This window comes from Shewanella sp. Actino-trap-3, from assembly GCF_002836275.1.
GTDB lineage: Bacteria > Pseudomonadota > Gammaproteobacteria > Enterobacterales > Shewanellaceae > Shewanella > Shewanella psychromarinicola.
The window spans coordinates 3,948,968-3,961,284 of record NZ_PJCE01000001.1 but is presented as its reverse complement, the minus strand read 5'-3'; the positions used below and the strand labels follow the sequence as shown (position 1 = coordinate 3,961,284).

At 41.4% G+C, this 12,317-nt stretch carries 11 protein-coding genes; 2 read left to right on the top strand and 9 right to left on the bottom strand.

Annotated features, from left to right (window positions below; all coding sequences use genetic code 11):
• Nucleotides 1-189: 189 nt before the first annotated feature.
• Nucleotides 190-381, top strand: coding sequence for a bacterioferritin-associated ferredoxin (locus CXF80_RS17215; protein ID WP_101034146.1), 192 nt, complete (start codon nucleotides 190-192; stop codon nucleotides 379-381).
• A gap of 289 nt (nucleotides 382-670) precedes the next feature.
• Here the strand turns inward: CXF80_RS17215 and parC are convergent, their stop codons facing one another.
• From parC to nudF, 7 genes are all read right to left on the bottom strand, one after another.
• Nucleotides 671-2,974, bottom strand: a complete 2,304-nt coding sequence (gene parC, locus CXF80_RS17210; protein WP_101034145.1) for a DNA topoisomerase IV subunit A — start codon at nucleotides 2,972-2,974, stop codon at nucleotides 671-673.
• The gene (locus CXF80_RS17205; RefSeq protein ID WP_101034144.1) at nucleotides 2,974-4,122 is read right to left on the bottom strand and encodes a PQQ-dependent sugar dehydrogenase; all 1,149 of its coding nucleotides are present in this window, start codon (nucleotides 4,120-4,122) and stop codon (nucleotides 2,974-2,976) included. Before CXF80_RS17205 ends, parC begins: the two co-directional genes overlap by 1 nt.
• Before the next feature lie 55 nt (nucleotides 4,123-4,177).
• A complete protein-coding gene (gene parE, locus CXF80_RS17200; protein ID WP_101034143.1) occupies nucleotides 4,178-6,064 on the bottom strand; it encodes a DNA topoisomerase IV subunit B in 1,887 nt (628 codons plus the stop codon).
• Between the two features lie 70 nt (nucleotides 6,065-6,134).
• Nucleotides 6,135-6,707: a YqiA/YcfP family alpha/beta fold hydrolase gene (locus CXF80_RS17195; protein WP_101034142.1), complete on the bottom strand. Its 573-nt coding sequence runs from the start codon at nucleotides 6,705-6,707 to the stop codon at nucleotides 6,135-6,137.
• 65 nt (nucleotides 6,708-6,772) lie between these two features.
• The gene (gene cpdA, locus CXF80_RS17190; protein WP_101034141.1) at nucleotides 6,773-7,612 is read right to left on the bottom strand and encodes a 3',5'-cyclic-AMP phosphodiesterase; all 840 of its coding nucleotides are present in this window, start codon (nucleotides 7,610-7,612) and stop codon (nucleotides 6,773-6,775) included.
• Between the two features lie 34 nt (nucleotides 7,613-7,646).
• Nucleotides 7,647-8,084, bottom strand: coding sequence for a DUF1249 domain-containing protein (locus CXF80_RS17185; protein ID WP_101034140.1), 438 nt, complete (start codon nucleotides 8,082-8,084; stop codon nucleotides 7,647-7,649).
• 39 nt (nucleotides 8,085-8,123) lie between these two features.
• The gene (gene nudF / locus CXF80_RS17180; protein WP_101034139.1) at nucleotides 8,124-8,750 is read right to left on the bottom strand and encodes an ADP-ribose diphosphatase; all 627 of its coding nucleotides are present in this window, start codon (nucleotides 8,748-8,750) and stop codon (nucleotides 8,124-8,126) included.
• A 446-nt stretch (nucleotides 8,751-9,196) separates the two neighbouring features.
• Between nudF and tolC the strand changes: the two genes are divergently transcribed.
• Complete coding sequence (tolC, locus tag CXF80_RS17175; RefSeq protein WP_101034138.1) at nucleotides 9,197-10,492, top strand: outer membrane channel protein TolC; 1,296 nt, start codon at nucleotides 9,197-9,199, stop codon at nucleotides 10,490-10,492.
• Between the two features lie 113 nt (nucleotides 10,493-10,605).
• On the opposite strand, the gene CXF80_RS17170 is transcribed toward tolC, so the two are convergent.
• Nucleotides 10,606-11,340: a TIGR04219 family outer membrane beta-barrel protein gene (locus CXF80_RS17170; protein WP_101034137.1), complete on the bottom strand. Its 735-nt coding sequence runs from the start codon at nucleotides 11,338-11,340 to the stop codon at nucleotides 10,606-10,608.
• A gap of 2 nt (nucleotides 11,341-11,342) precedes the next feature.
• Nucleotides 11,343-12,314 (bottom strand): DUF2333 family protein, encoded by a 972-nt coding sequence (locus CXF80_RS17165; protein WP_101034136.1) that lies wholly within the window; start codon nucleotides 12,312-12,314, stop codon nucleotides 11,343-11,345.
• Between the last annotated feature and the right edge of the window lie 3 nt (nucleotides 12,315-12,317).

Sequence of the window (12,317 nt, the reverse complement as noted above, 5' to 3'; positions counted from 1 at the left end):
AGATAGGCTAATTCGTTAAATACGGCTTTATTGCAAGTCTTCAATTTTTCATAAAAAGTGATGTAGATCATACTGTATTAAAAATAATCATTATATTTACAAGAAAGGTATTGCCAATGATAACTATTTTCATTTAGAATTAGGTTACTTTCTCAGCTCTGACCCATTTTAAATGAAGAGGCTTTCTCTATGTACGTTTGTCTTTGTCATGCCATTACAGACACTCAAATTAAAGCAGCCGTTAGCCAAGGTGATTGCTCACTTGCTGACGTGAGAAAGCGTTTGGGCGTTTCAGACCAATGTGGAAAATGTGCTCGGATGGCAACTCAAATCATTCAGACTCAGTTAGAGTACGAACCCAATTTCTATGAAGTTGCATAAAATATTTCCTTTTCATAAAAAAAGCTGCTCATATGAGCAGCTTTTTTTCATTCTTTAGCGATTTACTAACCGAAAAATTCAGGGCTGGTTCACTAACATTAATGCGATCCTCGCAATGTTCAGACAAACCATTAATGCGATCCTCGCAATGTTCAGACAAACAACAAGGTTAACGAAACCATGTGATCCTGAAATAAGCCATTAATCTAAAGCGTTAATCTAAAGCGTTAATCTACGCCATTAATCTAAGCGTTAATCTAAGCGTTAATCTAAGGCATTAATCTAAGCATTAATCTAACGTTTGCGCAGAATCGTCTACCCCTGGCTCACTGTCTACATGGGCACTGTCAACATCAACACTATCCACACGTTGTAAACCTCTTGGTAGCTTAGCACCTCTTCGTCCGCGTTCACCTCGATATTCCTCTAGATCACTTGGTTTCAAGGTTAACTTACGCTTGCCCGCCCATAACGTTACTGAGGCATTTTGAGGAACCACACACAGATGCAATAGTAATTCTTCGCGATTTTTAGCTCGATCAGTAGCAATACCGATAATTTTATTGCCTTTACCTTTTGATAACTGTGGCAAAGCATCTAAGCTAAACATCAGCATGCGGCCTTCAGAAGTTATGGCTAACAAAGATTGACCTGCGGTTTTATTAATTAACTTTGGCAGCATGACTAACGCATTCGTTGGTAGGCTTAGTAACGCCTTACCCGCCTTATTACGGCTGACTAAATCAGGATAAGCACAAATAAAGCCATAACCCGCATCGGTTGCCAACAAGAAGAACTGCTCTTCCTCACCCATTAATACATGTTGCATTACCGCGTTAGGCGCCATATTAAAGCGCGTGGTAATCGGCTCACCTTGGCTTCTGGCTGAAGGCAACGTGTGACTGTCGGTTGTAAATGCTCGCCCTGTTGAGTCAATAAACACCGCCGCCTGATTACTTTTACCCATTACGCTGCACAGGTAACTGTCGCCAGACTTATAAGACAAGCCTTTTACATCAACATCATGACCTTTAGCACAACGTACCCAACCTTTATCTGACAACACGACAGTGACAGGTTCAGTTGGGGTTAACTCTTGTTCAGTCAGTGCTTTGGCATCAATACGTTCAATAATAGGCGAACGACGATTGTCACCATAAATCTCGCCATCTTGAATCAATTCTTTTTTGACTAAGGTTTTTAAACGACGATCTGAGCTTAATAATAATTCTAATTTGTCACGCTCGGCGGCTAACTCGTCTTGCTCAGCTTTGATTTTAAATTCTTCAAGCTTGGCCAAATGACGTAACTTTAATTCTAAAATTGATTCTGCTTGTTTATCTGACAAGGTAAACCGAGACATCAACTCAGCTTTAGGCTCATCGTGAAAACGAATAATCTCGATCACTTCGTCAATGTTTAAAAATGCGATCATCAAGGCTTCTAAAATATGTAATCGCGCTAACACTTTATCGAGTCTATATTGCAAGCGGCGCGTTACAGTGGTCATCCGAAACTCTAACCATTCGGTTAATAGTTGCTTTAGCCCTTTCACTTTAGGGAGGCCATCAAGTCCCAACACATTTAAGTTAACCCGAAAGCTTTTTTCAAGATCCGTAGTGGCAAATAAATGGGTCATTAACTGATCACAATCAACACGGCTTGATCGAGGAACAATGATTAATCGCACTGGGTTTTCATGATCAGATTCATCACGTAAGTCAGACACCATCGGCAGCTTTTTTGCCTGCATTTGATTGGCAATTTGCTCTAGGATCTTACCGCTACTTGCTTGATGCGGTAATGAGGTAATGACAATTTCACCATGCTCTTCTTTGTAAACCGCGCGCATTTTGATTGAACCACGCCCGGTATCATAAATCCGCTCAATATCGGCTCTAGGGGTGATGATTTCGGCTTCAGTCGGGTAGTCAGGACCTGGCACTAACTCCATGAGTCGGGCTAAATCAGTTTTTGGATTATCGATAAGCTCAACACAAGCTGAAACTAACTCACGCACGTTATGGGGTGGAATGTCTGTTGCCATGCCAACCGCAATGCCAGTAATGCCATTCAATAAAATATGCGGTAATCGGGCAGGTAAGGTTTTAGGCTCCTTCATGGTGCCATCAAAGTTAACCCCCCAATCGACGGTTCCTTGACCTAATTCCGACAGTAACACTTCAGAAAACTTTGATAGTCTAGCTTCGGTATAACGCATTGCCGCAAATGACTTAGGATCATCTGGCGCGCCCCAGTTACCTTGGCCGTCAACCAGTGGATATCGATAGGAAAATGGCTGAGCCATTAACACCATCGCTTCATAACATGCGCTATCACCGTGTGGATGATATTTACCTAAAACATCACCCACAGTACGGGCTGATTTTTTGTGTTTAGACTGTGCCGATAACCCTAATTCACTCATGGCGAAAATAATACGTCGCTGAACAGGTTTTAAACCATCGCCAATATGCGGTAAAGCACGATCCATAATCACGTACATGGAATAATTTAAATAAGCCTCTTCAGTAAAGCGCCTAAGCGGCATTTGCTCTACGCCATCAAGACTTAATTCAATCGCATCACTCATTATTTCATATCCTGTGATTGTTCGGGTGCGTTATAAAACAAACGGTAAATATTACCTTTTAAATCATCTGAAATGTACATTGCGCCGTCTGGCGCATTAATCACATCAAATGGACGTGCGACGGGAAATTCTCCATCCAAAAAACTCACCACGGTTTCACGTTTACTAATTTTATTATCTTCAATACTCAGCATCACAATTTGATAGCCCACTTTACTTGAACGATTCCATGAACCATTTTCAGCAACAAATATTTGGTTACGATAACGTTCAGGAAATTGCTCTCCTCGGTAAAAACTTAATCCGGTTGGAGCAACGTGTGCTGGCAGTTCAAATTCAGGCACGCTGATATTTAAATTTTCAGGTTTATCATAGGCAGGCTCAATCACATCTGTGGCGTGTAAATAAGGAAAACCAAAGTGGCTACCTTTAATGTCTAAGCGGTTTATTTCATCAGGTGGAATATTATCGCCCATCCAATTACGACCTAAATCAGCAAACCACAACTTGTTGGTCACCGGTGACCAATCAAAACCTGTCACACTCCTAAGGCCTAACGCAACTTGCTCACTGGCGCCGGGTTCAACATCGATGGCCAAAATACTGCCAAATGGCGAAGGTGATTCACAGACATTACATGCCGAACCAATGGCAACATATAACAGTCCATCGGGGCCAAAGTGCATCGAACGAGAATATTTCTTATCTAAGCTTGGCAAATTTGAATAGACTTCACGTGCTCGACTAGGACGGCGAAGACGAGATTCTATTTCTTCAAAGCGAATGATACGGTCGTCTTCAGTGACGTATAGCGAACCATTATGGAAGGCTAACGCATCAGGGTAATCTAACCCCCTTGCGATAAGGTAACGCTTATCCACTTGGCCATTTTGATCACTATCAACCAACGCATACACAGTGCCACTTTTTTGAGACCCGACAAATAAAGTGCCGTTATCGCCCACGGTCATTTGCTTAATATCGCCTAAATCAGAGGCATACAAGCTTAATCCAAACCCTTTAGTGACAGTGATCATCACCGATTGTGCGGCAATGGCGAGTGTGGGGAAAAAGCCTAATAATATTATACCTGCGCAAGCAAATTTACTGCCCAGGTTAAGATAAAATCGTACGTTAATATACTGCATGTTAATTATCTTTTTGCCTTATGTTATACATTCTTATTGGCAGTAACAAACACGACTAAAGTGACGCTAAGTCGCCTTTACTTTCTAACCAGGTCTTACGATCTGGAGCACGCTTTTTAGCCAGTAACATATCCATCAAGGCTACCGTCTCATCGGCGTCATCGATAGTCAATTGAACTAAGCGTCGGGTGTTAGGATCCATAGTGGTCTCACGCAGTTGCAATGGGTTCATTTCACCCAAGCCTTTAAAGCGAGTCACTTGCACCTTACCTTTTTTATTTTCTGCGGTAATACGGTCTAAGATCCCCGTTTTTTCAGCTTCATCCAGAGCATAAAAAACCTCTTTGCCGATATCAATACGAAATAGCGGCGGCATAGCAATATACACATGCCCATTATTCACTAATACACGATAATGCTTTAAGAACAACGCACACAACAATGTCGCAATATGCAGTCCATCAGAATCCGCATCCGCTAGAATACAAATTTTACCATAACGTAATTCTGAAATATCATCGCTGTCAGGATCGCAACCAATCGCTATCGAAATATTATGCACCTCTTGCGAGGCTAACACTTGCGAGGAATCGACCTCCCAAGTATTCAAAATTTTACCTCTTAACGGCATAATGGCTTGAAATTCACGATCTCGAGCTTGTTTTGCACTGCCGCCAGCCGAGTCTCCTTCCACTAAAAATAACTCACCTCGCATCGGATCTTGACCGCTGCAATCGGTTAGCTTACCGGGTAATGCTGGCCCAGAAGTCACTTTTTTACGTGCCACTTTTTTAGCTGCTTTTAAACGTCGCAGTGCATTACTAATGCACAATTCTGCTAGTTGTTCTGCTAACTCAGTATTGGAGTTTAACCACAAAGAAAAGGCATCACGAACAACACCAGAAACAAAGGCAGAGCTTTGACGGCTGGATAATTTTTCTTTGGTTTGGCCAGAGAACTGTGGATCTTGCATTTTTGTCGATAAGATAAACGCTGCACGATCCCAAATATCTTCGGGCGATAGCTTAATACCACGAGGAACAAGATTGCGAAATTCACAAAACTCACGCATAGACTCAAGCAAACCTTGTCTAAAGCCATTTACATGAGTACCGCCTAATGGTGTCGGAATTAAGTTAACGTAACTTTCACTCAAACTATCCCCACCTTCAGGCAACCAAGTAATCGCCCACTCAGCGGCGTCTAATTTGCCTTTAAAACTGCCCACAAACGGCTCTTCAGGTAACAATACTGAATCTTTTATCGCTTCTTTGAGGTAATCGGTTAAGCCGCTTTCATAAAACCAGTCATACACTTCACCATTTTGTTTATTGGTAAACTTGATGCGTAAACCGGGGCACAATACCGCTTTAGCTCGTAGTATATAAATTAATTTACTGGCCAAAAAGTTAGCCGAGTCAAAATAACTGGTATCGGGCCAGAAATGCACTCGAGTTCCCGTATTACGGCGCCCACAAGTGCCCGTCACGACCAATTCTTCAACCTTAAAACCATTTTCAAAGGCCATTTCGTATACGTGCCCATCACGACGAACACTGACTTCAACACGCAGAGAAAGCGCATTGACGACCGAAATACCCACCCCATGTAAACCACCTGAAAACTGGTAGCTTTTATTCGAGAACTTACCGCCAGCGTGTAACTTAGTCAGAATAAGTTCAACCCCAGGAATGCCTTCTTCTGGGTGAATGTCCACCGGCATACCCCGGCCATCATCGGTCACTTCAAGGGAATTATCTTCATGGAGTACAACTTCAATTTTAGTCGCGTGTCCCGCCAGAGCTTCATCAACGCTGTTATCAATAACCTCTTGACCAAGGTGATTAGGCCTAGAGGTGTCGGTATACATACCAGGACGGCGTTTTACCGGGTCAAGTCCATTAAGGACCTCAATAGCGTCAGAAGTATATTGGTTGGTCATAATCCACACATTTGGAGTTAGATAGAGCCAAAGTTAGCTCAAATTGATCGTTGTTTGTAACGCTAAAACGTTACAGCTGAATAAATTTACATATTTTGTCTAATTGTTGTTCATAGCCAACAAAACTGTGGTCACCATTGGGCTCTAAATGTAATTCACAGCTATGGTACTTATGTAGTGCTTGTCGATAATCTAACACTTCGTCACCAGTTTGCAACAGCACGAGAAAACGATCAGGATGTCGGATCACATGAGTATTATACTGAGCAACATCATATTGATGCTGCGGTAACACTTGATAATGCTCGTCAGTATAAGGGTTATATTGAGGACCTATAAACTGTTCAAATAATTCGAACGGTTTTACCGCCGGATTAATCAACACGGCTCTACCACCATAGGTTTCGGCTAAATAACTGGCAAAATAACCACCTAACGACGAGCCAATAAAGCGCAATGTCTGCCCTTGCCGTTTCGCTTGCTCAGTGATATTGCAAAGTAAAGTAATTGCAGCAATGGGTGACGAAGGTAATTGTGGTTGGTGAAAATCGACTTGTGGATAATGTTGCTGAATATAGTGTGCGGTTTGAATGGCCTTATCTGACCGTGGAGAACTATTAAAACCATGTATATAAAGCAGCATATTCCCTCGCGAGACGGTTAATTAGCACTAAGGGCGTCCTTATTAACATAATATGGCGCGGTAAACTAGTATCCGCTGGCCTCATTATCTGGCGCAAATAGATTTCCTGGCACGCGATACACGTTAGTACGAATGCTACCATCGCCTGCCAACTCCAGCAAACGATAACCGGGTTGAAGATGGTCTAAGGCAAAATAGGATGATAATGGTTTAAATTGAATACACGTTGACGGTGTCGCCATTAATTGAATAGGACCATGCGCCCCTAAATGAATATTATCCACTTGTTGGTGTACGTGCCCCCAAAGAATACCTTTCACTTGCGGGTAACGGCTGGTCCGTTGCAAAAAGTCTTCTCCATTCATCATGCAGTGCTGATCTAACCAAGCGCACTGCATTAAGATCGGATTATGATGCATCACTAACAAGACATGTTTATCGGGTTCAGCGTTAATTGCAGCATCTATTAAGGCAAATTGTCGCTCGCCCATATGGCCACCAGGCTTACCTCGAAGAGTAGAATCAAGCATTAATATCAGCCATTTACCAATAACCACCCGTTGTTGGCCAAACACTTTTTCACCTTGCATACGCAAGCTCATCAAGCGAGGGTCATCATGGTTACCGGGTAAATAATGGCAAGGCAGATTTAACATTTCAATTTTTTGCACAAAATGCTGATAAGACTCAGGTGAGTAATCTTGGCTAATATCACCGGTTGCTAACAATAAATGAGCAGGATATTGAGTGGCTATGTAGGTATTTAACACCGCTTGGAGACTTTGGGCCGTATTAACACCTAGCAGTTGTCCTTCTGGATCAGAAAAGAGATGCGGATCCGTCACTTGTACTAATCGTACAGGCTCATTTTCAGTAACAGAATAATGCACTGCGTCTTTAAGCACTAAAGATTCCCAACATGGTAAAAGAATAAAATAGCTATGATTGGCAAGTCACTCTCCGAAACCCAATCTTCAACAGATCTTCAAGGAATGCATTCACCTGAAATTTTTCATCGCTATGATGCATATGTATATTAGGGTAATCATACATTGGCTTTAAGCGATAAATCTGTTGGCTAGTTAACACTTCTGCTAATTGAGCATCATGATAAACACGAACAGTTGCTTTGGGAGTTTTAAAAAAATGTCCATTGGGTATAGGACGAGATATTTCGACTAGCTGAGTATACTTAGTATTTTCAAGAAGATTGATCGACAAGGTACCAAATTGACCTTCAATCTGCCATGGCACATTAACGCTCATTTTTTCGGGTAACCATTTTAAAATACGTGCATAATTTCTACCACACACAGCTAAAAAAACACTGACATTAGGTTGATATTTTTGCTTTTTTTTCAGATTAAACTCTGCCACCCAATCATTCCTATCTTGCTCACAATCCTATTCAACAAGTTAAAGTGAGTCACGAATTTGTTGGTAATTCAGCATCAACCATTGGATACCCAACACCGTCGCCGCATTATCGATACGACCATTGTTTACCCATTGATAAGCTTGCTCGCGACTGACAACATGAACCCGAATATCTTCATTTTCATGTTCGAGCCCATGTATTCCAGCCGCTTTGGTGGCATCGACTTGCCCCAAAAACAAATGAAAACGCTCTGTTGTGCCGCCAGGACTGACCAAATAGCTGTTTATAAATGTTAAGCCTAATAAACTTAATCCGGCTTCTTCCGCTAATTCACGTTCTGCCACTTTCTCGGGTAATTCGCCGGGCTCAATTATACCTGCCACTAACTCAAGAAGCCAGATTGATTTAGTGGTCGCTAATGCTGGAACCCTGATTTGCTCTATCAATACGATTTCATCACGAATTGGATCATAAGGTATTACAACAACGGCATGGCCTCGTTCAAAGACCTCACGCCTCACCTCACCACTCCAGCCTCCTTTAAACAGCTTATGCTTAAAGGTGTATTCGTCCAACTGGAAGAATCCTTTGTATAATACTTTTTTAGATATCAAACTAAACCCAGACTCTGCGTCAAAGGTGGTTATAGCGGCTTGCTCAGACATATTTATCCTCATCTATCAAAACGTAAACCATCTGGTCATTTTACAGTTTAAATTAACATAATTAATAACTAAGCATTTAAGCTTGCATCAGCAAAAACAGGTTTAATTAAAATAAAATCTGTTACACTTCAAATTTGACTTGAAAATGAAAAAATCACTACTATCAGTTAGCGCACAATATGTGAGTAGTGCACAATATGTAAGTAGTGCACAATATGCAGTAATAAACATATGGTGAATAAAATGCAATGAGCAATGCGTTGTGGATGTTGAACGACGATATCTGCTGTAAATTATTATGCATACTCATTAAGCAAGTAAGTTAACACTGATTGCCGCGTTAAGACTGAATAATGTTATCTCATTATCTTAACGGAGGACATGACCAAATTTATAAGTTAATCAACACCTCATCTTACCGAGGAATTGTCTAAAAAGGGCAGCAAATGAAATTCAAAATTGGTTCATTATACGCAGCATTAGCATTTGCTATTGCAGCACCAGCAGTACAAGCTGACGATTTACTTCAAATTTATCAAAAAGCACTCACTAGCGACCCTATCGTTTTACAAGCCAAAGCACAACGTGATGCCTTATACGAAAGTATTGAAGAAAATCGTGCACCGTTATTGCCAAGTATCAGTGCAAACGTTGGCTACGCTAAAGCGTGGAATGATCCTTTAGAAGATAGCGACGGATTAATAGGTGGTGTTAACTTAACTCAAGTTATTTACGATCACAGTGCATGGGTAGGTTTAGACCTTGCTGAAATGGCAGCGTCTCAAGCAGACTCTGCTTATGCATCGACATTACAATCGCTGATTACCCGTGTCACTAAAGCCTATTTTGATGTATTAACGGCTAAAGATAACTTCGAGTTCCAAGGTGCAGAAAAAGCAGCAATTGAACGCCAACTTGAGCAAACTAAGCAACGTTTTGCCGTAGGCTTAACGGCAATTACTGATGTTCATGAAGCACAAGCACAATATGACCTAGCATCAGCATTAGAAATTCTTGCTCAAAATACCCTAGACAATAGCTACGAAGCATTACGTGAAATTACTGGTGTAGATCATAAATCAATTGATATTCTTGATACTAACCGTTTTTCAGCCGTTACACCTGCCCCAGCATCATCTGCGGCTTGGTTAAAAATGGCCGAAACCAGTAGCATCGATTTAATGACTCAACGTATCGCCAAAGATATCGCCAATGAGACGATTAAATTGTACAAAGCTGGCCACATGCCTTCACTTAACTTAAATGCCGGCTATAACAAAGGCGTTGACCAGACTCCAGGTCCAGATTATGACAATACCAATATTGGTGTAACCTTGAGCATTCCGCTTTTCGAAGGTTTTAAAGTGACTTCGCAAGTGAAACAGGCTCAGTTCCAATATGTGGAAGCAAGCGAGAGATTAGAACAAACTCATCGCAGTGTAACTAAGAACGTACGTAATAACTTTAATAACGTTAACGCTTCTATCAGTTCAATAAAAGCCTATGAGCAATCGGTGATTTCATCTGAAAGCGCATTAAAAGCCACTCAAGCTGGATTTGAAGTGGGTACGCGTACGATTGTTGATGTGCTGAACCGTACACGTGATTTATACGATTCAAAGCGTCAATTGTCTGAAGCGCGTTATGGCTATATCAATTCTATATTGGCCCTAAAACAGGCTGCGGGTACATTATCCGAAGATGATGTTATCTCGATTAACAGCGGACTAATTGCTCAGTAGTGATTAATCTCCTATAAAAAAACCGCCAATAGGCGGTTTTTTTGTGAGCATACAATTATTAACACAATATTTTTGCTCGATCTTTTAGCACGATCTTTTAACATAGTCTGCAATTAGAAAACTAATTCAACACCAGCAAATGCGCCACTAAAGTCAGTGTTTTGCGTCACACCAGAGAAGTTACTCACATCAAAATTAAACTCACGGTAACCAACACGAATAGCAGTATCAACAGCTAATCCGTCAAACTGCCATCCCAAACCAGCACCATAGTCATGCACATTAGATTCGTCCACTCCTAACATCACATCAGCAAAGCCAAACAAGCCTAAACCAATCATGCCAACTTGTGCACTGGCGTACCCCATCACGATACCGCTGTCGATATCCACTTCTTCAGGATGACCGGCATCAGCAACTCGTAATGAACCGCTCATTAATTTATAGGCGGCACCTAAATCAACAGACACTAAGTCGTTATCTAGGATTTCGTAATACAACACAAAGTCAGTATTACTTAAGTCATTAATGACCGACGCCGCACCGCTATAGCTGTGACCATTAAAATTAAAGTCCGCATTGCTAATGCTCGTGCTCGACTCAAGGCGATTTTCACGAATTTTAACATTAGGCACAAACGGCAATGGATGTTCAATAGCAATCCATACGCTACCTTGAGATGAATCATCATTAAAGCTGTGGGCAACAGCACTATCATCATTAAATGCATTTGTGGTGTCGGCCTGCCAGTAATCAGCGCCGACTTTAAAACCTAATACAGTTGCCGCATGAGCCGATGACACGCTTAACAGGCCCACTAAAGCGGTGGCAATAAGAGTCTTTTTCATCATTATCCTTGTGAGAGTAAATTCGTTAAATCAATTACCGCGGCATTTGCACGCGAAATATAATTAGCCATCACCAACGAGTGATTAGCCACTAAACCAAAACCGTTTCCATTAAGAACCAAAGGGCTCCAAACTGTTTGTTGAGTTGCTTCAAGTTCACGAATAATTTGACGTAAACTGACCGCAGCATTTTTGTTTGCTAATACATCGGCAAAATCAACTTCAATGGCCCGCATAAAGTTCAATAATGCCCAAGCGGAACCACGGCTTTGATAAAATACATCGTCAATTTTCCACCAACTGGTTTTAATCTCATTGCTCGATAAACCGGGGGTCGATTGACGCGCAGAAATATCACCTGCTAGATCAGTATTTAACCGTTCTTGGCCGACACTGGCAGATAAATTTTGTGAGATACTACCTAAGCGTTTTTGAACTTCTTTCAGCCATTCATTGAGGTTGTCTGCACGAGCATAAAACTGCGCATTATTGTTCTCTGCATCATTGATTTTAGCACGATAAAGTTTCAATAATTTGATCGCATCGCGATATTCACCTTCGGCACTTGGCACTAACCAACTGGTATTATCGATGTTTAACTTCGAATGTGCCGTTAATAAATCATCATCCGCAGTGGACTGCGACTGTGAACGACTAAATTCTTTACGCATCGTTAGCGCTAAATCTCGCGCCTGTTCTAATGCACCAAACTCAAATGCAGGCATGTTATCCATCATTACCGACGGAGGCATAATATCATTAGAGAGCCAACCTCCGGGTTTATCCAGCAAGGTTTCCATTGTGGCAATTAATGACGTTGTTGTCGCATAACCCACAATTAACTTACCGTTATCTGTTTTCGACGATACCGGTTTAATTGGATCAGGTGCAACACTCCACCACACACTCATAAAGTAAAGTACTAAACAAAGCACACCAACAACGGCTAATATTTTATTCCTTGTTACTTGCATCAA